Source organism: Microvirga sp. GN3, from assembly GCF_055792825.1.
The window spans coordinates 17,278-42,552 of the sequence record NZ_JBVVAK010000072.1; the positions used below are offsets into that span (position 1 = coordinate 17,278).

A 25,275-nucleotide genomic window follows, 5' to 3' on the forward strand; every position below is an offset into this window, starting at 1 on the left:
GAGGGCCCTTTCAATAGGAGAGCTTTCATCCGCTTTGCGAGCTAGCAACCCCGTGCTTAGCCTCATGTATAGTCGTCGTAGAATCCATGTCATTCAAAGGAGTGACCGCGGTCACTCCTTGTTCTAGGGGACCAGCTTCGCTATACGGCTGAAAGGCCGCCGGGAATGGCAGCTGGTAAGCCAAGTGGCAAGAGACAGCCGGTGGGGGCATCGATGTTCTTGAACGACCAGGAGACCGCGACTGATCTCCTCTACTACGAAGCCATCGCCAAAACGGTTGTCAACCTCATCCGCAAGACGCCCGATGCGCCGGTGACGATCGGTGTCCACGGCGATTGGGGGGCGGGCAAATCGAGCGTTCTCAAGATGCTGGAAGGCGCTTTCGCAAACGACAACCGAGTCCTCTGCCTCTGGTTCAACGGCTGGACCTTCGAGGGCTTCGAGGATGCGAAAACCGTCGTCATTGAAACGATCGTCGACGAGTTGCGTCGTGCCCGGCCGAATTCGACGAAGGTGGCAGATGCCGCCAAGAAGGTTTTGAAGCGCGTCGACTGGTTGAAGCTCGCCCGCAAAGCCGGCGGTTTTGCTTTCACAGCCACGACAGGCATCCCCACTTTCGACCAGGTGAAGGGACTTTATGACCTCGCCTCCTCCTTCCTCGCAAAGCCTCAGGAGCACCTGTCCATTGAGGACCTGAAGGGGGTTGCTGAGAAGGCCGGGGAATTCCTCAAGGAAGCGCCGGAGGAAAGCGACAATCTCCCTGAACATATCCATGCCTTCCGTACGGAGTTCAAGGAACTGCTTGATGCGGCCGATATCGACCAGCTCGTCGTCGTCGTTGACGATCTTGACCGGTGCCTGCCGAAGACAGCGATTTCGACGCTCGAGGCTATCCGCCTCTTCCTTTTTGTCGAGCGAACCGCTTTCGTGATCGGGGCGGACGAGCTGATGATCGAGTATGCGGTGCGCGAGCACTTCCCGGATCTGCCACCCAGCTCCGGCCCCGTCAGCTACGCCCGCAACTACCTTGAGAAGCTGATCCAGGTGCCCTTCCGTATCCCTGCGCTCGGTCTGGCCGAAACGCGGGTTTACGTAACGCTGCTCCTTGCCGAGAACGCTCTTACCTCGAGCGACGAGCGCTTCGCGCGCCTGCTCACTGCCGCCCGCGAGGATATGAAGCGGCCGTGGAAGAGCCGCGGGCTCGATCGCCGGACCGTCGAAACGGCCATGCAAGGGCCAGTACCGTCCGAAGTCGACCAGGCTCTCATCATCAGCGCCCATGTCACCAAGATCCTGAGCGAGGGGACGCGCGGCAATCCGCGCCAGATCAAGCGCTTCCTCAACTCGATGATGCTGCGCCACGCCATTGCAGAGGAGCGCGGCTTTGGCACGGATATCCAACGGCCGATGCTCGCAAAGATCATGCTCGCCGAGCGCTTCTACCCAGACTTTTACGAGCAGATCGCGCGGCTTGCCGCCAACCACCCGGACGGCAAGCCCGAGGCGCTCAGGCGGTTCGAAGAGCATGTGCGAACGCCAGCTGTGACTGACGACGAGGAGGAGAAGCCGACCAAGGGGACGCGCAAGGCTGTACGATCGGCGCCCCCTGCTCTTCCGCCTGAAGCCGCTGAATGGGACAGGAATGAATGGGCGAAGAGTTGGGCTGCCATCGATCCCGCACTCGCAGGCGTGGATCTGCGCCCTTACGTCTTCGTCACCCGCGACAAGCGCAGCTCGCTCGGCGGACTTGCCGCCGCCAGCCATCTCGAAGGTCTGGTTGAGAAGCTGATGGGCCCGCAACTCATGGTGCGGGGGGCCGCAGCGGAGATTGCCAAACTGACCGGGCCCGAGCCCGAGGAAGTGTTTGAGGCGATCCGCGGGCGCATCCTGCAGGACGACAAGTACACCTCAAAGCCAAAGGGGGTCGATGGCCTCGTGCGGCTCGTGGAGGCCCACCCTGCTCTCCAACGCCGCCTCCTGGATTTCATCCGCGAGTTGCCTGCCAACAAGCTCGGGACCTGGGCAGCCTCGAGCTGGGGCTCCTGCTTCAACGATACGGGAATAGCCTCCGAGTTCAAAACCGTTCTGGGCGGGTGGGCCGAGCAAACTGAGAATCCGATCCTGCAAAGCACCGCCCAGCAGATCGCCAAGATGCAGCGAGGCTGAGGCTATGGGGACATCAAAAGGATATGGTGGACCTGGCAGCGGTCTTGTGCCGTCCTGGGTCGACGCACCGGCTCCGGCCGCCCTCCCTCAGCAAGCCCCGGCCCTGCCAGCCGCGCCGGGGGTACCCGGGGACACAGGGATCGTTGCACCCCCGCCGGTGCAAGCTCCTGCGCCTGCCCCTCCCTCCCCTCGAATGCCGCCCCAGCCGGACACCAGCGGTGCTGGCGAATTCAGTGGCGCCCGCCGCAATTTTTCGCGCTTTGCCCGTACCGGCGGCCGCAACGCGCTTGGAAGCGCGCTGTCCAGCTATGTCCGCAATGGGACTGGGGGTACTCGACGCGCGGCACGCCGGATGGGATCGTCCCGTGCGACCGCGAGAGGGCTTCTCGGCGTCGTTCGCAGCTTCCAGCAGCTTGGCCCGGCGGAAACACTCCGCCAGCTTAATCTTCCCGGGCTGGCCGGTCAGCCGGCAACCGACGTCTTCTTGGCGATCATGGAGTTCGTCTGTCCGCCAGGCGGCGCGGTCGATGAAGCCATTGCACGGCAAGCGATGCTAGAGACGATCGGCGATATGGCGGAAGCAGGTGTCGGCAATTTCGATGCGCTCACGCTGGCGCAGATGCAGGATTTCTTTCTCGATTTCATTGCGCGATCGATTGAGGGGCGGGTGATGGCCGACCTCGGCGGTCGTGGCATCACGCTGTCCGACGACATCGCAGCCGTAGAGAGTGCCCAGACGCAACTTCATGACTTTATTACCGGCGCCACTCGCGGTCAGCTCTCCGGCCGTCTGGGCGGCGTCGAGCGCCTGTCAGACCGCGACACCGACGTCGTTGTAAATCAGATTTACGAGGCCGCGTTCGAGCTGATAGCCATTGCTGGGGAGGCCGCAGCATGAGACATCACAGCATCATCGGCCGGCTTGGGCCCGCTGACACCGTAGCGGTCACACCAACCCGTTCCGACACACATGCGACGGAAATCAGCTTCGTCGACGGCGACCAGCGGCTCGGCTTCGGACTCGGCCAAGCAATCGACCAGCTGCGCGAATTCGGCTTGCGCCCCTCCGAGACAGCCGTCGACCTTGCGGTGCTCGCCGCAGCGGTTACGGCCGCTGACACCCGCATCTCCCGCGCGGCCGACGCCCAGGACGCGTGGACACGCGAAATTGAGCTCCATCTGCCGGTCCAGGCCCCCGCGCTCTGGACGGGCCTTGCCCCCCTTCTTGTGACCATCCTGAATTTTCTGACCGGTGACCGCTGGGGCATGCATTTCCGTCCGCGAGGCGCCGGGATGCCCGAGCTTGCAGTAGCGCCGACGAGACTGCGCACGGCGAATCCCACCACGGTCTGCTTGTTCTCGGGCGGTCTCGACAGCTTCATCGGCGCCATTGACCTCCTCGCCGCCGGAGAGGAGCCCATGCTGGTCAGCCACTACTGGGATGGCATCACCAGCACGCATCAGACCTTTTGTGCCGAAGCCTTGAAGCGTCGCTTCCAAGGCTCCCCCATTCGTCACATCCGGGCTCGGGTGGGCTTCCCGACTGACACCATCGACACGAGTGCCGTCGAGGACACGCTGCGCGGCCGTTCATTTCTCTTCTTCGCCCTTGCTGCGATGGCGGCTGATGCAATCGGCGGCGACATGGTCGTGCACGTACCAGAAAACGGGCTTATCTCACTCAACGTGCCGCTTGACCCTCTGCGGCTCGGCGCGCTGAGCACGCGCACGACCCATCCCTACTACATGGCCCGCTTCGGCGACCTGCTCCGCGGGCTCGGGCTTAGGGTCCGTCTTGAGAATCCGTACGCTTTCCAGACGAAGGGTCAGATGGCAAAGGCATGCTCCGACCTCACGTTCCTCCGTGACAGGGCGCGACATACCATGTCCTGCTCGTCGCCAGGCAGTCGGCGCTATGATCCGGACCCGAGTCAGCGCGACCCCAAGCATTGTGGCCGTTGCGTACCCTGTCTCATCCGGCGCGCCGCAATCCTGGAGGCTTGGGGTGTGGATGACACGCCATACCGCATTGCCGACCTCCGCGCGCAAGTTCTCGACACCAATAAGGCTGAGGGTGAGCATGTGCGCTCCTTCCAGCTCGCGCTCTCCCGGCTTTCCGGGAAGCCCGGCCGCGCTCGGTTCGACATCCACCGGCCTGGGCCGCTGATCGATCACTCCGACCGACTATCCGACTATGAGGCGGTCTTTGTGGCCGGTCTGCAGGAGGTTGGCCGACTGCTAGAGGGTGTTCAGGCGCGGCCGCTATGACAGAACAACCCCAACAGCCTCCGCGCTGGGTCGACTTCCACTGCCACCTTGATCTGTACAAGGATCATGCAGGGCTGATCGCGGAATGCGATCGCGAGCGTGTGGCAACACTTGCGGTCACCACCACGCCGAAGGCTTGGCCTCGAAACCGTGACTTGGCGGCTCGTTCGGCTCATGTTCGTGTTGCCCTCGGTCTTCACCCACAGCTGATTGCCGAACGCGAGGACGAGCTCCCGCTCTTCGAGTGTCATCTCGCCGAGGCGCGCTATGTTGGCGAAATCGGCCTCGACGCGGGGCCGCGATTCTATCGCAGCTTCCCCGCCCAGGAACGCGTCTTCGAGCGGATCCTGCGCGCCTGTGCTGAGCAGGGTGATAAGATCCTGACCGTGCATAGCGTTCGCGCCGCGGGTAAGGTGCTTAGCCACATTGAGCAGGCGCTGCCGCCGGATCGCGGTCGGATCGTTCTGCACTGGTTCACCGGTACGCCTGCTGAGGCTCGGCGCGCGGTCGCACTCGGCTGCTATTTCTCTATCAACGGTGAAATGTTGAAATCACCAAAACATCGGCAGCTCGTGATTGGTCTGCCGTTAGACCGTTTGCTAACTGAGACCGACGGCCCATTCGTTGAGACGGAAGGTCGGCCAGTGCGACCATCCGACGTCATCCAGACAGTCGAGCAACTCGCGGCACTCCGCTCTATATCGACTGACGCCTTGGGGCGCACTGTTCTCGCGAACCTCAAGGCACTGCTGACTCCTGCTTAACAGATACCATGAGCATAACCGCTTCTAAGAACGATCTCGCGCGTGAGCTCTTTGTGCGAACTGCTGATGAGAACTATGTAGCCGCGCGCTGGTGTGCGATGAACGGGCTGAGTAGCGATTTCCTCTGGCTTTCGGTACACGCGCTCGAAAAGTATCTGAAGGCCGTACTTCTGGTGAATGGTCAGACGACGAAGGGATACGGCCATGACATTGTCCGCCTCTACGCCCAGGTTAAGGCGCTCGCAGGATCGCTCCTGCTCGACTGCCTTCGGAAGCCAGCAAATCTTGATATCCATCATTGGCGCGATCGGACGGCCGAGGCGTTCATGGAACATCTGCTGAACAATGGGAACGCCGACAACCGCTACGCCATCTATGGATACGTCACGAGCAGTGAGGATTTGCACATGCTCGACACAATGGTGTTCGCAATCCGACGGCTTGTCTGCCAGCTCGATGAGCGGATGTTTCCCGGCTGTGAAGGACAGTTCCCTCCCTTGACGTGGCGCGAGGTCCTGACCCGCCAGCCGGACTATTATGCCCGGATGGACCTGCCGCTTGATAAACTCGTCGCGTCATCGGAGGATACGCCGCTCCGGCAAGCAGCGCTGAACCTCAACCTTCCATTCGCGCCGACGGATTTCCTGCACACGCCGATCCGTTCAAGCAGTTCTGCCAGCAACCCGGTGATCATCCGCCGCATCCTCGATCCCGTCGCGAGTGACGATCCACATTGGGCGGCGGAAGGTGTGGAGATAGCGCGCTGGTTCCTCTCAAACGTTCAGGTGCCGATGGGCAGGGCTGAGAATCCTGGCGTCACGGAGCAGATCAAGCAAGCCATCGAATCTGCATGCATCAAGCATGGATTGCCATAGCATTAGGGTTCACTACGTCACGGGTATGGGTTAGGGGATCATCATCAAATCACGCGAACAATTTTCCGCACATTTCTACGGATCCCAATTAGTTACACCAGAGTCCAATATTTTACCGCAACGGTTTGTTGTGATGAAGGCATCATATGCCTAATTATCAGGTGACTTATAATAATAGCTAACATGCCAACCCCGCTTTAGAATGCCAATATGTCCATAACTAACTTTTACACAAGTTGAGCAGTCAACTATTTCATCAAGCTCTTCCTGTGACTTAATATGTCCATCGGCATAATAACGCGAGACTAGAGCGAAAATCTTCCACCTTACATTCTCTATGGCCGTTACGCTGTCAGTGATTGGCGGATCCACCTTGCAGGTGTTTTGAACCACAGCGGAGTACGAAGCATAAGCGATAACTGCCCCAACGATCACAGCCATTACTCTCATGTTGCCCGTTCCATAGCTGTCCTCCGAAATTACGCTTCCGGTTCAAGGGTGAGCAGCCTGTAGGTCACGAGCGTGATGGCACCAGACACAGCAATGGCGACTACCCCAACGAATCCCGCAAAGAAAGCTGGTGCATTATTCCCTTCGATGCCTTCGAACAGCGCGACATAGATCAGCGCAAGGACAGGCAAAGCCAGGATGAGCCCATAGATCCACCGGAAGCCCCATCGCCAGACCCGGTGAACAAGCTTCTTTCCCCCTAGACGCCAAGCCAGGATCAGAAGGATCGATGGACCTGCCAGAAATCCGAGGATGATGGCTATCGCTCGCATCCAAACTCGCGCTCTCCTCCAGGCTGCCGGAATTTGGACTGTTAGAGGCTCCAGTGCATTTCATAAATGGCGTATCGGAAATTCGCGGCTATTGTCTCAAGAATGCGTACGCACCCTGACATTAAGCAGCCCCGGACCGCTAGGCGAACTCTGAGCCAGATCAGCGTCATCGTCCTGAAGGTCGTGGCCGTGCTCATGGGAATGGGGGTATCTCTGTTCCTCAGCACCTTCCTGACCTGGGCGAACACCTATTTCTTCATTGATGGCTCAGAACCTGAGAACCCCGGCACTGATCTGGGCGCTGGTCTCGCCTTTGTGGTGCTTGCCTTCGTCCTTGCTTTCATCTCAGTGCCACTGGGCGGGGTCCTGACCTCCAGCCGCGTTTTTCGCCGGAAAAGCATTCCGTAAAGAGCATTACGCGCAATTCATCAAATCACGCGAATTTCGTTGAACATTTTTTATAGAACCTAAAGCCGCCAGCGGCTCCGGCCAAATCGCGTCACAATTCTATCAGGAAATCAATCCTGCATTGCCTCAGTAAATGCTCCGATGAGAGTCTTGACAGGAAGTTCACGGCTCCCGAAGTTGCCGATCTACGCCTTCTGCGCACTTCACTCCAGTGTGGCCTCTGGCATCTTGGCTGGGCTCAACCTCAGACAGAGAAGCTCCATGAGATCAGTCATCTGCGCCGCTTTGGCAGCCGGTAGCCTCCTCATGTCCGTCCCGTCGGCCTTCGCCCAGAGCCAAACGCAGCGCGGCGAGTACCTCGTGACCATCATGGATTGCACCGGCTGTCACACCCCCGGTACCTTTCTCGGCAAGCCCGACATGCAGCGGCCCCTGGCTGGATCGGAGGTCGGCTTCCAAATCCCGGGGCTCGGGATCTTCTATCCGCCCAACCTTACACCCGATCCTGAGACGGGGCTCGGTCGGTGGAGCGAGGCCGATATCATCAAGGCAGTGCGAACTGGTGTGAGACCCGACGGCCGTCAGCTTGTGCCGATCATGCCGTATCATTCCTACAGCAAGCTCACGGATGCTGATGCCAAGGCTCTTGCCAGCTATCTCAAGGGCTTGAAGCCGGTCAGGAACAAGGTGCCTGGTCCGGTCGGCTCGAACGAGAAGCCCTCAGCTCCCTACCTGACGGTTGTCATCCCCCAATAGCCTCTGGGAGCCGAGTGCCCAGTATCAGGGGCTGACGGTCCCGGGAAGCGCGCAGGAGACATCAGACATGTTGGATGCGGAATTGCAGCGGCTGCGCGACTACAACACGGCCATCGCGGATCTGCTGCATGAGCTGGAGAATGACCTTGCACTACCACTCCCGCTGGAGCCGCCTTTTCCAGTCATGTCGGATCTGACGGTCCTCCAGGATCGGGTGTATGACATGGCCCGCATGGTGGGAAGTATGAAGCGGGTGATCCGTGACAGGATCCTGCAACAGACGCTCGCGGCCGACCTCTCTCCACAAGAAGAAAAGACTTGAGAGCCCAAGGTTAGCTCCATAGCGCCTAAGGGCGGAATGGGTTCGCTGGCATCGCTTCGCTATGGGTATTCGCCCTCCAGCATGAAGCCCGCCTTGAGAACGACCTGATAGTGATGCACCTCACCGTTCTCCACGTGCCCGCGGGTTTGCACCACCTCAAACCAGCGCAGGTTTCGCAAGGTCTGGTCCGCACGCTTGATCGCCGTTTGGATCGCATCCTCGATGCTGCTCGTCGACGAGCCCACCAGTTCAACGACTTTGTAGACGTGATCGGACATCTTACGCTCCCTACTTCTGCCCAAGGTCACAGGTAGGGCAGACAACGTCGCCTGCGAGGCCTTCCAGATCTTAACAGGCAGTGCAACACGACGATCAAGAACATCGACGCTGCCGGCGGAGATCCGCCGTCGTGGTGTTCGCGTAGGTGTGAGGGAGCAGCCGCTCGAAGCTGCGGCGCACCATGCCATAGCACTCACAGGAGGTCTGCTCGAGGCCAGCTCGATTCGTCACGGTGATCACGCCGCGCCCTTGCCGGATGAAGCCGGCCTCCTGAAGCGCTCGCGTGATGCTGCTGACGGTAGAACGCTGCACGCCGAGCATATCCGCCAGGAACTCGTGCGTGAGCGGCATAGTGGCCCCATCCAGCCGGTCGTGCAGGCTGAGGATCCAGCGGCAGCACCGCTCCTCGACGCTGTGAACCGCGTTGCAGGCGACGTTCTGCAGCACCCGGGCCATCATGGCCTCAGAGAAGTTCAGCACCAGCTGGCGCACCTTCGGGCGGGTGCTGATCACCTCGTGGAGGCGCTCCAATTCGATCAGGGACGCAGTGCCGGTGGCTTGCACGACGTAACGCCCGAAGGACTGGCCGGCCATCAGGGCACTGACGAGGCCCAAGGCTCCCTCGCGGCCATAGACTGCCATCTCGGCTGAGCGGCCATCCTTCAGCACGGCGACCAGCGACACCACCGTGTCATGGGGAAAGGTGGCATGGCGTAGGGGATCGCCAGCCTCGTAGAGCACCTGATCCTGCCGCAGGTCGACCCCGTGCAGGTGCGGCTCCAGCGCTGCAAAGTCGTCGGATTCCAGCGCCGCCAGGAGCCGGTTCATCCGATGGTTGACACTTGAGAGCGGGGCGACGGCGTAGATGTGAGGTTTCATACCCCAACCTAAGCTCAGGACGACCTCCAACGGAAGGCAGAAAACAGGCGCAGCCGGTACAGACAGGCTCAGACGCTCGGGCTGATGATCCCAATGGGGTCCAAGCCTGTGCGATCTCAAGGTCTCGACGTTGCCATCAGAATGCCACTCGATGATCTCCCCTGCCCAAGGGCTTGCTCCAGAGTACGCAGCCTTCAATCGCTTTTGCGGAACGGGAATTCTGAAATCACAGGACCGCCTGAGTTGCTTCAGAGATCCGCGTAGCCCTTGTGCCGCTGGGATGTGGCCCACGTCTCTAGTGCCTGAGCGGCTTCGGCCTCATCGGAAAAGATCTCGACCTGCTCCTGGCCCTTGGAGCCAACGAAGCCCCAGTTGCGGACCAGCCGGATCGTTCCGAACAGGCCACGCTCGATCATCAGGCTGAAAAACCGCGCCCTGCCCTGCTCCGGGGCGCGCCGATAGAGCACCAAGTGGTGCCGTATGGGCAAACGGGCGTCAGGCATCCTGGGAGCGGCTCCTACTCGGGTTTGCCCTTCCGGAGCGTTCTCTCCATCTCGCGCATCATTGCCGCCTCGATCTCGGCGAGGTTGACCTTGACGGTTTCACCGCTGGTCTGCGCCTTGGCCCTGGTCACCGGCACCTGCTTGGCTTTGGGCCGGGTGATGCCCTTATGCGCCTGCGTGGGGAAGCGGCCTTCCAGAGTATCGATCAGGCTGTTGAGCGCCGCATCGGACAGCGGGATCTCCGGAGCCTCATCGAGCCCCCTCAGGGCGATGGACTGATTGGTGTAGCGGTCATCCGCTGTCACTTCAGGCCCAAACCATTCTAATGGACGGAACCCCCTCGCCTCCGCTTCAGAGGCGAATTCCACGGTGACGAGATGCAGGACACGGGGCCGGATGACCTCGTCGACCAGGGCATGACCTTCACCGATCGGCAGGGCGACTCGGGTGTAGTCGACCTCGCCGGCGCAGACATCGAGCAGCGCATCGGCATGGGCCATCGGGATTTCGGCCTGGTCCTCGACTTCACCGTGAGGGCCGACGGTCTTAAGGATCAGCAGGCCCCGCTCCTCTTCGAGGCGAACCCAGGAGGAGCGATCCCGCTGTTCGGGAAAGAAGCCTTCGACGTGGCGCTGCCCGCCCCTCTCGCGCCGGATCAGGCGGGCGAAAGATGGGGTGAGGAGAAAGCGGCGGCGAACAGTCATGAAACCCAGGAGTGCAAGGGATCGAGAAGCTTTTTATTCGTATATGGCAGAGGAAGAGGCAAGCAACCCTGAACCCCAGAATATGGTTTCTGCTCAGCCGCCCACCTTAAGCCTAAGACCTCTCCTCGCTGGCCTGCCGCTGGGATCAGGTAATCTCGATTTCGGAGAAACAGCCGATCAGCGCAGGCTCCCGAGTTCCACATTCAACGGCTGACCACGGTGCGAGATGTGCTCGACCCGCCATAGCCTGGGCCGAAGATACAAAGACGCCTTGGCAGAGATGCTGTCTTGAAATCCCGGCCAAGGCGTTGGTGGTTCAAGGGAGAGAAACTACACGACGAAAATAGGCTTCCCGCCGATGACAGCAAGGCGCTCACAAATGACAACGCCCTGACAGAGTTAGCCGTGCGGAGCTCACTGTCAGGGCGCTTTTGTGATGCCGGTTGCAACACCACGCCACCACAATGCGTCACGAACGCCGGAAGTGCAACCGAACGCTGTGCACAAGTATGAAACGCCCTGGCGAGAGGCTGAGCACCAGACCTCTCACCAGGGCGCGTGCGATGTGTTTCGGCATCGCACGATCCATGTAGATGCGCCCACGACTAACCGATGTGTGGCTACGCACACCATTAGTTCCGAACGAGAGCATCCGACCGCATCGCAGCCGGAATGTTAGTCGCTACAGCGGCAATCAACACCGATGTTGCCTTGAAGGCACGCGGAATGACGATCGATGAACTCGATCTTGTCTACAACGTACAGGACGGGACAGCGGCGTACGAGATGGCCGACAATTTTGCGATGGCCTGTTCCACCCAGAAGAACCTCTATTGGATGCGCTTTCATGAAGCGAAAGCTTCGAGTGCCCAGCAGAGGGAGGCCGGCGATCTGGCGGAGTGATTCATGATACTTTCTCAAGCACTCTGCCAGTTTGGAACTGAGGTATCGAGAGAAGGGTCCTCGATTGAGGAGCGGCTTGCTGCCTGAGTGCATGAGCCACCCTAGAACATATCTCGCACGGCCTTGGACATCTTTAGGATGGCCCGAGCTCGGCATTCGTGCTGCCATTCCTCCGACCAGGTGCTAACGGGTTCGTCAGTGATTTCCGATATTGGGCTGGCTTCCCGGGAGTAGGCCATTCTAACGGTATCGGACGCGTCAGTGGAAAGGGATTGCCACTGGATACACGGTTAGACGTCGGTTGGAATGGCAACTTGATCGTCTTTCGGCCTTTTTGGCGCTGCTGAGAGAATGAGCTTGGTGAGAACCTCGTAAACGGATTGCGGGCCGCACTCATTCTTCCGAGCAGCACATTGCTCGAAGAAGGTGACGTACTCGCCACACTGGTGTGAGCGTTGTGTCTTTGGGGTCTCGGCGCACCGTGTGTAGGCCTGCCGCACAATTGGTGGAGGATCGAACGACTCGAAGACCTCCTGGGCTGGCGATCGGGTGATTGTCTCATGGGCAAGGATAAGAGTGGCGGGGCCCAGGAGGACGGCGAGAGTGATAAAGCCGGGGTGTATCTTCCGCATCGGCGTACCTCGGACCTTTATGGTTAAGACGAAGTTAACCGATACCTCCCGAAATGGAAGCGCGTAACAGCCTATCGCAATTCGCGATTTCTGATCCTAAGGACGTAAAGAGATGGCAAAGCGCCCCGAGCAAGAGGACGAACAACCTACAACCCATGAGAAACCCAGCACGCCCCAGTTGGATCGACTGGAGAGGCTGGCCAATGCGGCTACCACCGCCGCGCAGGCGAAGCAGTGGCGGGCCCGCAAGAATGGCATGGATCAGCAAGAGGAGCCGTCCGAAGTCCGCAACCTCAGCAACGATGCAGAAGCCAGAGCTCGGGCTGAGGACGCGATGCGGCAGATGATGGCAAAGCCACAGACTAAACGGCGTGGATGGTGAGGATCGCGAGCACTTTCATTTGAAAGCACCATCCTGATATTGGCATGGTCAGAGCGGGATTAAGGAACTGTTCAGTCCTTGCTGGCCATGGTCCCGCCCCTTTGCCCCTGCAGATGGCAGTGAGGCGTAGTTTAGGAGTTTTACAATGACCGAAGCCAAAGCCGCCAAGAAGCCGAATCCAGCCCTGATGAAGCCGCTGCAGCCCTCGAACGAGCTCGCGGCTGTGGTCGGGTCGTCACCCTTGCCCCGCACTGAGGTGGTGAGCAAGGTGTGGGAGTACATCAAGGCTAACAATTTGCAGAACCCCGAGAACAAGCGCGAGATCCTGGCGGATGCAAAACTCCAGGCCGTCTTTGGTGGCAAGAGCAAGGTCAGCATGTTTGAGATGAACAAGCATTTCGCGCAGCATCTCTCCTGAGGCAAGCGCAGAACAACAGGCCCGCCCCGCCAGAGTGCTGGCGAGGTGGGCGTTCCTTCAGCCATCCGGTCTACGGCTCCCGGTCAGACCGCCTCCTTGAGCTCCTTGGCGGGTCGGAAGGCGATCTTCTTGGAGGCTTTGATCTTGATCGACTCGCCGGTCTGAGGATTACGTCCGGTGCGAGCAGCCCGCTTGCGCACCTGCAGGATGCCGAGGCCGCTCAGGCGGATCTTGTCGCCCTTCTTCAGGCTCTTGGCGATCATCTCGATCACCTGCGTCAGCATCTCGTTGGCCTGGCGCTTGGGAAGCTCGTGTGCTTCAGACAATTGCTCCGCGATGTGGCGCAGGGTGAGGATCGGGCCGGCCGATGGGCCGCCGGCCTTCTTCGCGACCTTGGAGGCTGCTTTGGCGGCCGCCTTTGGGGCCGCGGCCTTCGTGGACCTCTTGGCTGCTGCGCCGGAAGCTCCTGCCGCTTTAGCCGACACTGACTTCGATGCGGCCACTTTGCGGGCCGGTGCTTTCTTGGTTGTCGTCTTGGGTGCAGTTTTCGCCACGGGTGAGACCCTCCTGATGAGCCGTCAATCTAGCCGTTACTCGATCGGCAAAGTGGTTGCCGACCAAGATTGAAATCACCAGAACGCCGCCTCCTCAATATCACTGCCGGACTGAGTTCACAGGATCTTGGGAGAGCACGCAATCCATGACCGATTATTCGCTGTAGTAAACCAGATCGGCAGCTGTTTTGGTGAGATGGGCGGGTTGGGTTCCGCCGCACAGCATTCGCTGATGCGAAACCCAGGCTCGGATCAGGCTGCAAAGAACAGTTCGTTCTGTCTCCAAGCCGCACAGGCTCTTCTTCCGTTCGGGCGTGCTGTCGAAATGCGCTCGTGGAAGCGTGCTTGGGCCTCCTTGAGCAGACGGCGCTTCCTGGCCAGGGGCTGAGAGGCCATTGTGGCGGTGGTCCGGCCATTGGGCACCCGTAGTGCCTCGCCTGAAGCGCCGCTGTCATCAAACCGTCATAAAAGCTTCACTGTTGTTGGTGCGATAGGGCTGCTACCGAGGCTCCATCGATATTGTGAAGGGTGCCCTATGGCGAAGAAGTCCAAAATGATGGGCGATGAGTTAGTGCTGACCGCGAAGGCTATCCGGCGCGGTGAGAAGCTGGAACGGACGCTCACAAAACTCGCGGTGGTTCAGGAGACGGGGTCTGCTGCCGAGGCCTTCTTGAGGGCCGTCCAAAAAGGTTTGGAACGGCTTCGGAAAGACGAGAGCTCCACGCCAAGCGATGGCAAGTACGGGAAGAAAAAGGCGGCGGACGGTGCTGAGGGCCAAGGCATAAGCCAATCGGAAGAAGGCCCGGCTTTGAAGCCTTCCCGCAGGCCTAAGAAGTCTGTGAACGCTGCACCACCGGGCGAGGCTCAAGCGGACTGATCGATTATTGCGGCCCATGGAGCGAGGATATCGTCGGCCCCGACCGTTCAAGCCACACGTCAAAAACCTCACTCGCTGCCTGCTAGCTTCCTCAAGGTGTTAGCAAAGCCCAGTCCTGGCACCTTGGCATTGTGAGGCAGGCCGTTCCTGGCCCAGAACCGCTGCGCATCACCGGAGCCGCCTGTCTTGTGCGGATAGACGAGCCAGAAGGAATGGGGGCTGAGGCCTCCCTCGAAACTCCCGTCTCCGCGCCACTCGCAGGGTCTCCACTTCAGGGGCATGGTCACTCCGCATCAAGAACGAAGAGGGAGCATGCCTTGAGGTTGGGGAAGAGGCGAGCCTGGGCAAAAAAGAAGCGCCACCGTCTCAAGGGAGCGCTTCAAGGTCCGGCCCGTAGGGGCAGAAAGAGCCGGTTACGCCCTTGTAGGCGATCCTGCATCTGCCGTCTGTCGGGAAAGCAACAGTTCTGGGGAAAACTTACCCTCCAGTCCTTGACCAGGTGCTGACGGGTTCGCCGGTGAGCAGGCTTTCAGCGATCAGGTGAACCGCGCCCCATAGTGGCTTCCGCTGGTCCAAACCAAGCGGACCATAGCGATAGCGCCCTCGTTCGGGATCTTCAGCTCGAACTCGAGAGAAACATCGGCGGGGGCGGGGATCACAAGTCGCACCCCGGTTTCAGACAGATCCCAGACCGTGCATGCAATCGGTCGCCAGTCATCTCGCTTTCAAACCATCCGTCCAGGTCAGTGGGGAACCGCTCACTTGATCGACGCTCAGGCAGTGCAGGGTTCATGCAGGAGATCCAATCCTGGGGATCGGTCTCATAGGAAGCAAAGCTGGCGTGGGGCTTGCTCAAAATCGCTGGCCTCGGAGATGGCGGTGGCGTCGCGGGGGAGAAGCTCTTACCGACGTTAGAAGATGCCGCTCCGCGATTATCCAGCTTGCGCTTTGTGGGTCTTAGCCTTCCGCAGGATCGCTTTGATATGCTCTTTCACCCAAGTCTCATCGACACCCAGCTCGTCAGCAATTCTGGCGCTGGGCTTTCCCGCGAGAAGGAGAGAAGAACCTGTGCTTCTGGCGGCAGTAGTACGGGCGCTGTGCTGGTTGGCCTGCCGTGCGAGGAGGCATCGCCCATCCGCGGCTTAGACCCCTGATGTCGATTTCGCTCGGTCGCGCATGACCGTTCCGCATCATCGGGTATCCCGTCACTGCCTTTACCGTCGCCATTGCCCACCTTCGAAGCCTGTCAAGCTAGGACAAATACCTGGATGCAGGCATCCTCTCCTAGAAGAGGCTTCAAATGCTATAGCGATTCAGAATATCAGTCGGCTCGTATGCGCTGAGCTCACGTGCTTCCGAGGTATTGCATGACGGTTAGGTGAAAGATGAGGGGCAGCACTGATTCCTCCAGGTGATCCACGGTCGTTTTGAGCTCTTCGGCTGCTCTCAGAGGTTCCAATGTCGGGTAGAGAACACTTTTATACGTATTAAACAATTGGTTACTGTGACTTTACTAACACAGAGACACAATTCTGTTAAAAATAAAATTACGTAAACGATTACATCTGCGACAGAGTATTTCCTGCTCAGGGCCGTAATGGTAATCGCCTTGCGCGGTCTGCACCTATCCGCAGCACCGTACACTCTGAGGAGTGTCGTTCCTCCCACAACTTGGGCTGCCGACAACGGCAGTCCCCTTTTGAGCCGCCTTAGGGTGCGTTGACTAGGCGTAACAGCGTAATCCCGGCACTTTTGGCCGAGGCTGCCTCCCAGCCGAGAGCACAAATGGGCGTCTGCATGCCGTCCTAATAAGGCCTGAAACTCAACAAAAACCTTACTGTGGAGCTCTCGTGATATGCGGTGCTACTTTCACTTGGCGAGCAGGCACGAGAGCATCCCGGATGATACAGGGATTGAGGTTGCTGGTCTTGTGGAAATGCAGCGTCAAGTGGTGCAGGCCATCGAGGAGTTTCGCCAAGAGGCAGGGCTTGACGAGGAAGATTGGCGCGACTGGCAGCTCAACGTTGTAGACGAGGCCGGCAACCTTCTCATGGCGGTCCAGCTCGACATGCTGTCCGCCGAGGCCAATCTACACGACGGTGGATCGGGGCTGGTCATTGCGAAGATGCTATGATGAACAGGAGTGATCGCCGTCGGTATTGCCGACGAGAGTCGGCTCTTCGTGCAACGGCTACCAGCTGCGACGGGGCGACAACCTTTCAGTGCCGCGTGCAGAACATCACTGCTGGCGGGGCAAAGCTGACGTTTGCGACCGCTGTCGATCTGCCGCATGAATTTGAGCTAGCGATCCCGCAATTGGCTCTGAATGTTGAAGCCCGCATGGTATGGCACCAAGGCGGGGAGTGCGGTGTCACTTTTATTTGGCCGCAGCAGGCTGGATATCGCTGAGCCGCGAAATCCACGGTCGATCCACTATTTCTCAGACCAGGTGCTGATGGGCTCGCCGGTGAGCTCGGCGGCGGTTCGTGCCCAACTGGTTTAGGCTGGTAGGGCTCATTATGATCTCAGACATGACCCAGCGAAGACGATGGGAGAGCGCATGTCCAAGCTCGATATCGTTGATCGGCTCAAGGCAGCGTCAGAGCACGAGGGCGATCTCCCTCTCGACGAGGGGCAGGCCCTCCTGATCGAGTCTGCCGAGACAATCGAGTTCCTGCGGTCGCTTCTGGAGCCACTGGAGGAAGTCGGGCCAGAGGGCTTGGCGCCCAAGCGCAATGCGTAGGCAGCAAGAGGATCGGCTCCTTCGATCTGAAGGCAGTACCGGGCGTTCTCGTATCGAGCTCATGGATGTTGATCATCATCTTGATCTGCCGGGCGCCGCACTTCGAGCCGGGCAATCTTGCTACCAGCGAATGATGCCGGCATTGAGGAAGAGGTAGGTGACGATGACTGCGCCAAAGATGACGAGAAAGGCAGTGACAGCCACTGTGAGCCAGCCAATTCGGGTTTCCCGAGCCAAGCGCTCGTCCACCTCGTGTCGCTTCTGATCCAGTGCCGCATCCGTCTCATTGTGTTCGTAGATCATTGCTGCCCCGTGAGAGATGGCGCATCACCGGCAAGGGCTGCCAGGTGCACTCTTGTTTCCAAGTTTAAGACCGCCTCGGACGGCGGCCAATGCGGCTCACGAGCGCCGGTAAGTAATCGCGGCCGGCTTATTGCGAGCGATGCTGGTCGCTACAGGCGGCTGAGGTGACGAAGATGTCGTGCCGAAGATCATCGGCGCACAGAGTGCCGCGCCAGCGATCACGACAGCTAAAAAGACGTACGGGTACCAGTCGGGAAAAGGGCGATCATGCCCGCTGTACTCGCTCATCATGAGCCCCTGTGCGGTTCGTTGTGCTGCGCTCCGCCGCTCATCATGAGCGCGCACGGCACAGCTTGTAGGCTGGTTTTTAAGACAAAAGTCGCAAACTGCCAATTCAAAGCCGCGTCAGGGTTAAGGCAGGCGGCTTCAGCTCCTGCACTCTGAGAGCAGGCCATGCCCGGGGCATCGCCTGAAGGGGTGAAGAGCCCGTTAGGGAGCGTGCGGCAGCCACGGCACGCCTGCGATGTGGATGATGAGCAGCCCGAGGGCTAAGATAGCAGCAAACGTGAGGCCTCCCAGAATGATGTTGGTCAGGCGCTCGTGACAGCCGAGCCTGGCATTGGCTTGTGCCCATCTCCGGAACGCCTTGTCCTGGTCCTGATCGGTCTCGTCTATGTCATTCGCTTGAGGTCCTGCCGGGCAGAAAATGGACAATACTCCAGCAGGCTCCGCCTTCGATCCTAGGCAATCTCGCGCGAGTAGGACACGGCACTTGCCTTGGGGGCTGACCGACGACACTGAGCGATCTGACGGTTGAGAGTGACAATCGCCGTGCGAGCCAAGTCTCTGAAATGCTCTTGGATGGCTCCGCGGGCATCATCCCAGGGGCCTGGAAATTCCGCCTCGTAGAAGGCTCGCGCCACGTGCTCGACTTGCTCTTGGGTCATTGCAAGTCTCCTATCGTTACGAGGTAGAATATCCTATTTAGGAATACTCCTCCTTAGCTCCGACGAGGTACTCCGTCCGAGGAGATGACTAGGGATAGATCATGCCGGCGATTGGCATGAAGAGGTGAAGCGAGGGGTGCGGAGATTAGGTGTTCTGGGCGCCGTCTCAGTTTTGCGTTGGTTCATGGCCGTCGTCTCGGCTCCGGAAAGCGGAAAATAAGCAGAGAGTGGGGGAGCACTATCGAGCACGATCAGGCTGTGCGTCTTGCGAATGGCCCTAGCGACCTTTCCAAGTTCATCATCCGTCATCCTTGGTCCTTTTCTGTGGGACGGCCTCAGGCCTCCCAGAGCATGACCGGCCACCAAGCCACGGCGAGGGCCCCGCCATAGAGGCAAATCGCCAGCGGTCCGCGGTTATAGAGCCAGCTGAGGAGCCGCACAATGCCACACGAGATCATCTCCTCCCCTCCCTGGATCTGATCGGAATCGGCTACGGCCTGGTCTCTCGCCGCACCGCCAGGACATTGCGGATCGAAAAGCTGGAATGGATCCGCGAGACGCCGGGAAGGGTCGACAGAACCTCCTTGTGAATCCGCTCGAATTCGCCAGCGTTGCCCACTTCCACACGGAGCAGGTAATCGGAGCCGCCGGTCATCAGATAGCATTCCCGAATCTCAGGATGCTTGCGGACGGCCGCTTCAAAGCGATCCAGGTAATCCTCGGTCTGCCGCTCAAGGGCGATGTTGATGATGACAGCGATCGTCGCGTCGCCATGCGAGGTGTCGACCAGGGCGGTGTAGCCGCGGATCACGCCGGCCTGTTCCATGATCTTGATGCGCCGGAGACAGGCGGATGGCGAAAGGCCCACCTCAGCGGCCAGCTTGGCGTTGCTCATGCGGGCATCGAGACGCAGCAGCCGCAGGATGTTGCGGTCGATCGTATCGAGGCTCGTCATGATTGAAAATTCCAAAATTTAGAAGAACATGCGGCATTGACGTCGCATTCTGCAACAATCAACCGCAAATAGGCGGATAATTTCGCTCATTATTTCATACATTGCCGCTCACGCAAGAGGGCGACAATGGTCAGCACGATGGTAGGTTCCGACGCGAGCACGGGCGCCGATGTCCAGGGCGCAACGGGCTGTTTGACGATTGATCTTTCAGCCCTCGGGCGCAATTACGACAGGCTTGCGTCGACCGTCGCGCCGACCCGTGCGGCCGCCGTCGTCAAGGCCAACGCCTACGGATTGGGCATCGAGCGGGTCGCCAAGATCCTCGACCGCAAAGGCTGCCGGCATTTCTTCGTCGCCCAGTTCGTCGAGGCCCTGGAGCTGCGGCCCGTGGTCTCCTGCGACGCGCAGGTCTTTGTGCTCAACGGGCTGCAACCCGGCTATGAGATCGCTTGCACTGAGGGCGGCATCATCCCAGTTCTCAACTCGATGGAGCAGTGGCGGCGATGGTCGACGACGGCCCGCTCCCTGAACCGCACTCTGCCGGCTGTGCTGCAGTTCGATACGGGGATGTCGCGCCTCGGCTTTCCGCCGGACGAACGCCCTGCCCTGGCACAAGCCCTCAGGACGGACGGGCATGTCGAGATCCTGTTCATCATGAGTCACCTGGCTTCGGCGGACGAACCGGACAGTGACCAGAACGGCGAGCAGCTTGCCGAGATGAGACGCATTGCCGTCGACTTCGCCGGCTTCGATATGTCCTTCGCCAATTCGGGCGGCGTGTTTCTCGGCGATGGCTATCACGGCGCCTTGGCCCGTCCCGGCATTGCGCTCTACGGCGGCGCGCCGACCGCTGGCGCGCCGAACCCGATGGAGCCGGTCGTCAGCCTCGATGTTGCTGTCGTGCAGGTCCGTACCGTGCCGGCCGGCACGAAGGTCGGCTATGGCGGTGTTCATGTCACACAGCGAGACACGCATCTTGCGACGATTGCCGCAGGCTACGCCGACGGTCTTCCCCGCAGCCTGAGCGATCGCGGCGCTGTCTACTATGAGGGCGTGCGCCTGCCGATCGTCGGCCGCGTGTCGATGGACAGCATCACTGTCGATGTTTCCGCACTGCCGGAAGGCACGCTGAGATTGGGCAGCTTTGTCGAAGTCCTGGGCCCGAACCAGACCCTGGAGGACCTCGCCCGCGACGCCGGAACCATCGCCTACGAAATCCTGACCAGTCTCGGGCCTCGTTATCAGCGGCGCTATCGCTGACCCTTTCTTTCCAGTGAGGACATCATGAAAGTAAGCGTTCTCGGCGCCGGCGTCGTCGGCGTCACGTCGGCCTATCAGCTGGCCAAGGCTGGACACGAGGTGACGGTCATCGACCGCCAGCCCGGCCCAGCCCTGGAAACGAGCTTCGCCAATGCCGGCGAAGTCTCCTTCGGCTATTGCTCGCCCTGGGCTGCGCCCGGCATCCCGATGAAGGCCATGAAGTGGCTGTTCATGCAGCACGCGCCGCTGATCCTGCGCCCCAAGGTCGATGCCGCCATGCTGTCCTGGCTGGTGAAGATGCTCGCCAACTGCACCTCCCGGCGCTATGCCATCAACAAGAGCCGCATGCTGCGGCTGGCCGACTACAGCCGCCTCTCGCTCGCCGCCCTGCGCGCGGAAACCGGCATTGCCTATGACGAGCGCATGCAGGGCACCCTGCAGTTGTTCCGCACGCAGGCGCAGCTCGACGCCTCGGCCAAGGACGTCAAGGCGCTCGCCGCCGACGGCATTCCTTATGAGGTTCTCGACCGCGACGGCTGCATTCGCGTCGAGCCGGCCCTGAAGCATGTGCGCGAGAAAATCGTTGGCGGCCTTCTGACGCCGAAGGACGAGACCGGTGACTGCTTCAAGTTCACCCATGCGCTGGCGACGAAGGCGGAAGCGCTGGGCGTGCGCTTCTCCTGGGGCACCGAGATCAAGGGGCTGGGGGTCGAAGGCGGCCGCGTGCGCGGCGTCGTCACACGCCGCGAAAACCTCTCCGCCGATGCCGTCGTCGTCGCGCTCGGCAGCTATTCGCCGCTGCTCCTCAAATGGTACGGCGTCAGGCTGCCGGTCTATCCGGTCAAGGGCTATTCGCTGACGCTTCCGATTACCGATGCCGCCCGCGCGCCGGAATCGACTGTGATGGACGAGACCTACAAGATCGCCATCACCCGGCTCGGCGACCGCATCCGTGTCGGCGGCATGGCGGAGATTTCCGGTTATACCAACGATCTCGGCCAGGCGCGCCGCCGCACGCTGGAACATTCCGTCATGGATCTCTTCCCCGGCGGCGATGCCAGCAACGCTTCGTTCTGGTCCGGCCTCAGGCCGATGACGCCGGACGGCACGCCGGTGATCGGCCCGACGAAGATCGCCGGCCTGTTCCTCAACACCGGCCATGGTACGCTCGGTTGGACGATGAGCTCCGGCTCGGCCCGCGTGATCGCCGATCTCGTTTCGGGCCGCAAGCCGGAGATCGATGCGGCCGACCTGGCGATTGTCCGTTACGCCTGACCCCACCTCACCCAAGTCCCATTCCTGGAGGATTGTCCATGATCGCTGAAGTTTCCACCGCCGACGCCCCCGGCGCCGTCGGCCCTTACTCGCAGGCCATCAAGGTCGGCAATCTGTTGTTCGTGTCCGGACAGCTGCCGATTGATCCCGCCACAGGCGAGTTCAACTCGGTCAACGCTGTGGAGCAGGCCGAGCAATGCCTGAAGAACCTCGCGGCGATCGCCAGGGCGGCTGGCACCGAGCTGTCCAAAACCGTCAAGACGACGGTGCTCGTGACCGACCTTGCCGATTTCGCTGACGTCAATCGCGTCTATGCCGGGTTCTTCACGGCTCCCTATCCCGCCCGGGCCTGCTATGAGGTGAAGGCCTTGCCGAAGGGTGCGCAAGTCGAAATCGAGGCTGTCATCACGCTCGACTGATCGATCGGATGCCATCGACGGCAAACCAAACGCTGGAGCGGTCGGTCTTGCGCCGCTCCGGCACTGCCGTTAGATGCGCTGATCCGTTTTCACGGCAGCGGTTGCGGAGCTTTGACATCAGAGGAGGTCGGTTTGAGCCTGACGCAGTCGTTGACCCAGCACCTCAAACATCCCGAACGGTTTGCCGATCTGGCCTCCGTGCCTGATGTGACCGGGGCGGCGCCAGCGAAGCGGTTTTCGGTGTTCAACCCCTCCACCGGTGAACGGCTGGCCGAACTCCCGGACATGGATGTCGCGGATGTCGCAAAGGCCGTCAGCAACGCCGACGCAGCGCAGAGACACTGGGCCGGACGTACGGCACGCGAGCGCTCTGACATTCTGTGGCGATGGCACCGGCTGATCCTTCAGTACAGCGAAGATCTGGCGGCCATCCTGACGGCCGAAATGGGCAAACCGCTTGCTGAGGCGAAATCGGAAATAGCCCATGCGGCGGCCTATATCCAATGGTATGCCGAGGAGGCCAATCGCATCTATGGCGAGACGATTGCGGCACCGTCCCACGACAGGCGGATGCTGGTGATCAAACAGCCGGTCGGTGTCGTTGGGGCGATCACCCCGTGGAATTTTCCCGCCTCGATGGTCGCGCGCAAGATTTCACCGGCACTCGCCGCCGGCTGCACCATCGTGCTGAAGCCCGCGGAGCAAACGCCTCTTGTGGCGGGCGCCATGTTCAGGCTCGCGAGCCTGGCAGGGTTTCCCGATGGCGTTCTCAATCTCATTTACGCGTCGCAAGGCGATGCGGCTGGCCGCGAGCTTTGCACCAACCCCAAGGTGCGCAAGATCAGCTTTACCGGGTCGACTGAGGTGGGGCGATTGCTCATGCGACAGTGTTCGGATCAGATCAAGCGGATCAGTTTCGAGCTCGGCGGCAACGCTCCTTTCATCGTCTTCGATGATGCGGATGTCGACGCTGCCGTGGATGGCGCAATTCAGGCGAAATTCCGCAACGCCGGCCAGACCTGCGTGTCAGCCAACCGGATTTACGTGCAGTCCAGCGTGCATGATGAATTTGCCGAGAAATTCACGCGACGTGCGCGCACGCTCGTGGTCGGAGATGGTTTCCAGCCGGATGTCGCAGTAGGCCCGCTGATTGATGTCCGCGCGCTTGCGAAGATCGAAGGCCATATTGCCGACGCTTTGCAAAAAGGCGGGACGGTCCGTTGTGGGGGCCGTCGCATCGGCCCCTCGGGAACATTCTTTGAGCCCACCGTGATTACGGAGGTCGCCAGCACAATGCGGCTGGCCCAGGAAGAAACCTTCGGACCGCTTGCACCGATCATCCGCTTCGACGATCCCGGTCAGGTAGTCCGCGAGGCGAACGACACCATTTACGGTCTCGCCGCCTATTTCTATGCGTCCGATCTCAAGCGGGTCTGGCACGTCGCTGAAGCGCTCGAATATGGCATGGTCGGCATCAACACCGGGCGCATGTCGTCCGAGGCTGCACCGTTCGGCGGCATCAAGCAGTCAGGGATCGGTCGCGAGGGATCGCGCCACGGTCTGGAGGATTATCTCGAGATGAAGTACCTCTGCATGGGTGGGCTGTAGCCCTGGAGAGTGGCCGGGCCGCGATTGCAATGGGCCCCTGCCCTCACCGCGCCGCATAACCGCGAGCAGGCTTGCCGGCGCTGCGCCAGCGGCCGTGACGTTGGAGACGCGGCCAATCTCCACGCCGTATGGGAGCAGCGCAAGCATCTGCCCCTCGAATGGCTCGATCGCATTGGCAAGCGGAACGCCGAGACAACAGGCGTCTGAATGCGCTTTTGCAGTCGCAACTTCAAAGTCCCACTTCATGTTAACGCACGAGGCTTGGTTCAGCTGTGGCATGACCTTTATTGATCTGGTCAGGTATGGCTGCCTTAGCTGCTTCCCCTACACAATGCGCCAAGCCCGATAGCGCCTCCGGCCCGTCAATTCGCGCGGCAAGGCCCTGCCGAGTTGCACCAGCATGACCATGACCTCGCCGTTCAGAAGGAGATCATAGACGCCAGATGCGAGCTGGATGAGGCTATAGGTCATGACGCGCTCTTAGCAGACTTGAGTCGCATCTCAATCCACTCATGGGCTTTAGCGATGGCGGTATCACGATCCGGAGCCATGATCAGGGGTGGACGCTGCTCGGCCTGTGCCACGAAGGCCATCCATTCAAAGCTGCTCCGGCTGAGACAAATCCGATAGCCGTTGTGCTCCACGAGGTCGGCTTTCTGAGGGTGATGAGGATCAATCATCATCGGGAGGGGCAGGTTCTGTTTTGCGAGGGAGGCTGGTGGGCCTGGAGGGACTCGAACCTGCAACCAGACCGTTATGAGCGGCCGGCTCTACCCATTGAGCTGCAGGCCCTGATACGAGGATCTATGCCTGATTTGCGGGGCTGTGGCTAGATCAGGAAAGCACACAAGAGATCAGAAGAATGGAGCCTTTTTACTGGGCAGAGCCTCCCCTATTTTCTCCTCCGGAAACGGGGTGCGTTGATGCGAGTTCTCCAGGCGATGGTCCAATCCCGCAATCACATTTCTTGATCAACCCGGTTGTGCGGGGGCGTCGATGCTATGGTTATGGCGGGCATTGAAGCGAAAGCGTCTTCCACGATTGGGAGCACAGTCGCTCCTCTTTGCTAGACCACACCTCATGGCATCCGCTGGCAGCGACAAGACTAAAGTTGAGATGCTCGTGGTCCAGGTCTTTGCTAAGGAAGATCAACGACGGTATCGGCACCCAATCGGGATAGGGGGGAACCTCGCGGTTCCGCCCCTCCCACACCACCGTACATACGGGTCCGTATACGGCGGTTCGTCTGATTACTCGACTGGCTGGACGTGGACAGAGGCAAGACCGAGGCCT

35 protein-coding genes, 1 tRNA gene and 1 pseudogene are annotated in these 25,275 nt (G+C 60.2%); 20 read left to right on the plus strand and 17 right to left on the minus strand.

The annotated features are described in order from the left end of the window. The first annotated feature begins 213 nt into the window (after window positions 1-213). The 5 genes from qatA to ACS5Q1_RS27940 all read left to right on the plus strand — a co-directional run bounded on the left by qatA (window position 214) and on the right by ACS5Q1_RS27940 (window position 6,073). Window positions 214-2,166: a Qat anti-phage system ATPase QatA gene (gene qatA, locus ACS5Q1_RS27920; RefSeq protein WP_473101238.1), complete on the plus strand. Its 1,953-nt coding sequence runs from the start codon at window positions 214-216 to the stop codon at window positions 2,164-2,166. A 193-nt stretch (window positions 2,167-2,359) separates the two neighbouring features. Continuing rightward, the gene (gene qatB / locus ACS5Q1_RS27925; RefSeq protein ID WP_473101239.1) at window positions 2,360-3,064 is read left to right on the plus strand and encodes a Qat anti-phage system associated protein QatB; all 705 of its coding nucleotides are present in this window, start codon (window positions 2,360-2,362) and stop codon (window positions 3,062-3,064) included. Further along, window positions 3,061-4,434 carry a Qat anti-phage system QueC-like protein QatC gene (qatC, locus tag ACS5Q1_RS27930; protein WP_473101240.1) on the plus strand — a complete coding sequence of 458 codons (1,374 nt, stop codon included), beginning with the start codon at window positions 3,061-3,063 and terminating at the stop codon, window positions 4,432-4,434. Before qatB ends, qatC begins: the two co-directional genes overlap by 4 nt. Further along, a complete protein-coding gene (gene qatD, locus ACS5Q1_RS27935; RefSeq protein WP_473101241.1) occupies window positions 4,431-5,198 on the plus strand; it encodes a Qat anti-phage system TatD family nuclease QatD in 768 nt (255 codons plus the stop codon). The genes qatC and qatD overlap by 4 nt, the downstream gene beginning before the upstream one ends. A gap of 53 nt (window positions 5,199-5,251) precedes the next feature. Beyond that, window positions 5,252-6,073, plus strand: a complete 822-nt coding sequence (locus tag ACS5Q1_RS27940) for a HEPN domain-containing protein (RefSeq protein ID WP_473101242.1) — start codon at window positions 5,252-5,254, stop codon at window positions 6,071-6,073. 479 nt (window positions 6,074-6,552) lie between these two features. On the opposite strand, the gene ACS5Q1_RS27945 is transcribed toward ACS5Q1_RS27940, so the two are convergent. Further along, window positions 6,553-6,855 (minus strand): hypothetical protein, encoded by a 303-nt coding sequence (locus ACS5Q1_RS27945; RefSeq protein WP_473101243.1) that lies wholly within the window; start codon window positions 6,853-6,855, stop codon window positions 6,553-6,555. A 102-nt stretch (window positions 6,856-6,957) separates the two neighbouring features. On the opposite strand from ACS5Q1_RS27945, the gene ACS5Q1_RS27950 reads away from it, so the two are divergent. The 3 genes from ACS5Q1_RS27950 (at window position 6,958) to ACS5Q1_RS27960 (ending at window position 8,341) form a co-directional block, all read left to right on the plus strand. Beyond that, window positions 6,958-7,263: a hypothetical protein gene (locus tag ACS5Q1_RS27950; protein WP_473101244.1), complete on the plus strand. Its 306-nt coding sequence runs from the start codon at window positions 6,958-6,960 to the stop codon at window positions 7,261-7,263. 261 nt (window positions 7,264-7,524) lie between these two features. Then, a complete protein-coding gene (locus ACS5Q1_RS27955; RefSeq protein ID WP_473101245.1) occupies window positions 7,525-8,019 on the plus strand; it encodes a c-type cytochrome in 495 nt (164 codons plus the stop codon). 67 nt (window positions 8,020-8,086) lie between these two features. Then, the gene (locus tag ACS5Q1_RS27960; protein ID WP_473101246.1) at window positions 8,087-8,341 is read left to right on the plus strand and encodes a hypothetical protein; all 255 of its coding nucleotides are present in this window, start codon (window positions 8,087-8,089) and stop codon (window positions 8,339-8,341) included. Window positions 8,342-8,400: 59 nt separating this feature from the next. Here ACS5Q1_RS27960 and ACS5Q1_RS27965 read toward each other — a convergent pair whose 3' ends face one another. The 4 genes from ACS5Q1_RS27965 to ACS5Q1_RS27980 all read right to left on the minus strand — a co-directional run bounded on the left by ACS5Q1_RS27965 (window position 8,401) and on the right by ACS5Q1_RS27980 (window position 10,706). Further along, window positions 8,401-8,619 (minus strand): dodecin, encoded by a 219-nt coding sequence (locus tag ACS5Q1_RS27965; protein ID WP_473101247.1) that lies wholly within the window; start codon window positions 8,617-8,619, stop codon window positions 8,401-8,403. Between the two features lie 94 nt (window positions 8,620-8,713). Further along, window positions 8,714-9,499, minus strand: a complete 786-nt coding sequence (locus ACS5Q1_RS27970) for a Crp/Fnr family transcriptional regulator (RefSeq protein ID WP_473101248.1) — start codon at window positions 9,497-9,499, stop codon at window positions 8,714-8,716. A gap of 248 nt (window positions 9,500-9,747) precedes the next feature. After that, complete coding sequence (locus ACS5Q1_RS27975; RefSeq protein WP_473101249.1) at window positions 9,748-10,002, minus strand: WGR domain-containing protein; 255 nt, start codon at window positions 10,000-10,002, stop codon at window positions 9,748-9,750. A gap of 14 nt (window positions 10,003-10,016) precedes the next feature. After that, window positions 10,017-10,706, minus strand: coding sequence for a hypothetical protein (locus tag ACS5Q1_RS27980; protein ID WP_473101250.1), 690 nt, complete (start codon window positions 10,704-10,706; stop codon window positions 10,017-10,019). 726 nt (window positions 10,707-11,432) lie between these two features. Here ACS5Q1_RS27980 and ACS5Q1_RS27985 point away from each other — a divergent pair. Further along, a complete protein-coding gene (locus ACS5Q1_RS27985; RefSeq protein ID WP_473101251.1) occupies window positions 11,433-11,609 on the plus strand; it encodes a hypothetical protein in 177 nt (58 codons plus the stop codon). Between the two features lie 101 nt (window positions 11,610-11,710). Here the strand turns inward: ACS5Q1_RS27985 and ACS5Q1_RS27990 are convergent, their stop codons facing one another. Next, window positions 11,711-11,848, minus strand: a complete 138-nt coding sequence (locus ACS5Q1_RS27990; protein WP_473101252.1) for a DUF7696 family protein — start codon at window positions 11,846-11,848, stop codon at window positions 11,711-11,713. Window positions 11,849-12,353: 505 nt separating this feature from the next. Between ACS5Q1_RS27990 and ACS5Q1_RS27995 the strand changes: the two genes are divergently transcribed. Beyond that, window positions 12,354-12,623, plus strand: a complete 270-nt coding sequence (locus ACS5Q1_RS27995) for a hypothetical protein (protein WP_473101253.1) — start codon at window positions 12,354-12,356, stop codon at window positions 12,621-12,623. Between the two features lie 145 nt (window positions 12,624-12,768). Continuing rightward, window positions 12,769-13,041 carry an SWIB/MDM2 domain-containing protein gene (locus ACS5Q1_RS28000; RefSeq protein WP_473101254.1) on the plus strand — a complete coding sequence of 91 codons (273 nt, stop codon included), beginning with the start codon at window positions 12,769-12,771 and terminating at the stop codon, window positions 13,039-13,041. A gap of 83 nt (window positions 13,042-13,124) precedes the next feature. Here the strand turns inward: ACS5Q1_RS28000 and ACS5Q1_RS28005 are convergent, their stop codons facing one another. Next, window positions 13,125-13,595: an HU family DNA-binding protein gene (locus ACS5Q1_RS28005; protein WP_473101256.1), complete on the minus strand. Its 471-nt coding sequence runs from the start codon at window positions 13,593-13,595 to the stop codon at window positions 13,125-13,127. Between the two features lie 535 nt (window positions 13,596-14,130). On the opposite strand from ACS5Q1_RS28005, the gene ACS5Q1_RS28010 reads away from it, so the two are divergent. Then, window positions 14,131-14,472: a hypothetical protein gene (locus tag ACS5Q1_RS28010; protein ID WP_473101257.1), complete on the plus strand. Its 342-nt coding sequence runs from the start codon at window positions 14,131-14,133 to the stop codon at window positions 14,470-14,472. 68 nt (window positions 14,473-14,540) lie between these two features. On the opposite strand, the gene ACS5Q1_RS28015 is transcribed toward ACS5Q1_RS28010, so the two are convergent. The 3 genes and pseudogenes from ACS5Q1_RS28015 to ACS5Q1_RS28025 form a co-directional block, all read right to left on the minus strand. Beyond that, window positions 14,541-14,753 (minus strand): hypothetical protein, encoded by a 213-nt coding sequence (locus ACS5Q1_RS28015; RefSeq protein WP_473101258.1) that lies wholly within the window; start codon window positions 14,751-14,753, stop codon window positions 14,541-14,543. Window positions 14,754-15,008: 255 nt separating this feature from the next. Next, complete coding sequence (locus tag ACS5Q1_RS28020; protein ID WP_473101272.1) at window positions 15,009-15,176, minus strand: PilZ domain-containing protein; 168 nt, start codon at window positions 15,174-15,176, stop codon at window positions 15,009-15,011. Window positions 15,177-15,404: 228 nt separating this feature from the next. Then, window positions 15,405-15,518: pseudogene (locus ACS5Q1_RS28025) on the minus strand (hypothetical protein); the annotation flags it as partial. 809 nt (window positions 15,519-16,327) lie between these two features. Here ACS5Q1_RS28025 and ACS5Q1_RS28030 point away from each other — a divergent pair. The 3 genes from ACS5Q1_RS28030 (at window position 16,328) to ACS5Q1_RS28040 (ending at window position 17,215) form a co-directional block, all read left to right on the plus strand. Beyond that, window positions 16,328-16,606, plus strand: coding sequence for a DUF6894 family protein (locus ACS5Q1_RS28030; RefSeq protein WP_473101259.1), 279 nt, complete (start codon window positions 16,328-16,330; stop codon window positions 16,604-16,606). Continuing rightward, window positions 16,606-16,881: a PilZ domain-containing protein gene (locus tag ACS5Q1_RS28035; protein WP_473101273.1), complete on the plus strand. Its 276-nt coding sequence runs from the start codon at window positions 16,606-16,608 to the stop codon at window positions 16,879-16,881. Before ACS5Q1_RS28030 ends, ACS5Q1_RS28035 begins: the two co-directional genes overlap by 1 nt. A gap of 151 nt (window positions 16,882-17,032) precedes the next feature. After that, entirely contained in the window at window positions 17,033-17,215 is a 183-nt protein-coding gene (locus ACS5Q1_RS28040) for a hypothetical protein (protein WP_473101260.1), read from the plus strand. A gap of 120 nt (window positions 17,216-17,335) precedes the next feature. Here ACS5Q1_RS28040 and ACS5Q1_RS28045 read toward each other — a convergent pair whose 3' ends face one another. From ACS5Q1_RS28045 to ACS5Q1_RS28065, 5 genes are all read right to left on the minus strand, one after another. Then, complete coding sequence (locus ACS5Q1_RS28045) at window positions 17,336-17,518, minus strand: hypothetical protein (RefSeq protein ID WP_473101261.1); 183 nt, start codon at window positions 17,516-17,518, stop codon at window positions 17,336-17,338. Window positions 17,519-18,007: 489 nt separating this feature from the next. Next, the gene (locus ACS5Q1_RS28050; protein ID WP_473101262.1) at window positions 18,008-18,232 is read right to left on the minus strand and encodes a hypothetical protein; all 225 of its coding nucleotides are present in this window, start codon (window positions 18,230-18,232) and stop codon (window positions 18,008-18,010) included. 26 nt (window positions 18,233-18,258) lie between these two features. Beyond that, window positions 18,259-18,465 carry a hypothetical protein gene (locus tag ACS5Q1_RS28055; RefSeq protein WP_473101263.1) on the minus strand — a complete coding sequence of 69 codons (207 nt, stop codon included), beginning with the start codon at window positions 18,463-18,465 and terminating at the stop codon, window positions 18,259-18,261. Between the two features lie 335 nt (window positions 18,466-18,800). After that, the gene (locus ACS5Q1_RS28060) at window positions 18,801-18,923 is read right to left on the minus strand and encodes a hypothetical protein (RefSeq protein ID WP_473101264.1); all 123 of its coding nucleotides are present in this window, start codon (window positions 18,921-18,923) and stop codon (window positions 18,801-18,803) included. 32 nt (window positions 18,924-18,955) lie between these two features. After that, the gene (locus tag ACS5Q1_RS28065) at window positions 18,956-19,420 is read right to left on the minus strand and encodes an Lrp/AsnC family transcriptional regulator (protein WP_473101265.1); all 465 of its coding nucleotides are present in this window, start codon (window positions 19,418-19,420) and stop codon (window positions 18,956-18,958) included. 126 nt (window positions 19,421-19,546) lie between these two features. Between ACS5Q1_RS28065 and alr the strand changes: the two genes are divergently transcribed. From alr to ACS5Q1_RS28090, 5 genes are all read left to right on the plus strand, one after another. Continuing rightward, window positions 19,547-20,680, plus strand: a complete 1,134-nt coding sequence (alr, locus tag ACS5Q1_RS28070; RefSeq protein ID WP_473101266.1) for an alanine racemase — start codon at window positions 19,547-19,549, stop codon at window positions 20,678-20,680. Between the two features lie 24 nt (window positions 20,681-20,704). After that, window positions 20,705-21,955 (plus strand): D-amino acid dehydrogenase, encoded by a 1,251-nt coding sequence (locus tag ACS5Q1_RS28075; RefSeq protein WP_473101267.1) that lies wholly within the window; start codon window positions 20,705-20,707, stop codon window positions 21,953-21,955. Window positions 21,956-21,993: 38 nt separating this feature from the next. Further along, window positions 21,994-22,374 carry a RidA family protein gene (locus ACS5Q1_RS28080; protein WP_473101268.1) on the plus strand — a complete coding sequence of 127 codons (381 nt, stop codon included), beginning with the start codon at window positions 21,994-21,996 and terminating at the stop codon, window positions 22,372-22,374. Window positions 22,375-22,563: 189 nt separating this feature from the next. Then, complete coding sequence (locus tag ACS5Q1_RS28085; RefSeq protein WP_473101274.1) at window positions 22,564-23,982, plus strand: NAD-dependent succinate-semialdehyde dehydrogenase; 1,419 nt, start codon at window positions 22,564-22,566, stop codon at window positions 23,980-23,982. A 9-nt stretch (window positions 23,983-23,991) separates the two neighbouring features. Further along, window positions 23,992-24,189 (plus strand): hypothetical protein, encoded by a 198-nt coding sequence (locus tag ACS5Q1_RS28090; protein ID WP_473101269.1) that lies wholly within the window; start codon window positions 23,992-23,994, stop codon window positions 24,187-24,189. 117 nt (window positions 24,190-24,306) lie between these two features. Here the strand turns inward: ACS5Q1_RS28090 and ACS5Q1_RS28095 are convergent, their stop codons facing one another. Both ACS5Q1_RS28095 and ACS5Q1_RS28100 read right to left on the minus strand, forming a co-directional pair. Beyond that, window positions 24,307-24,453, minus strand: coding sequence for a hypothetical protein (locus ACS5Q1_RS28095; protein WP_473101270.1), 147 nt, complete (start codon window positions 24,451-24,453; stop codon window positions 24,307-24,309). Window positions 24,454-24,698: 245 nt separating this feature from the next. After that, window positions 24,699-24,774, minus strand: a tRNA-Ile gene (locus ACS5Q1_RS28100). Window positions 24,775-25,275 lie beyond the last annotated feature (501 nt).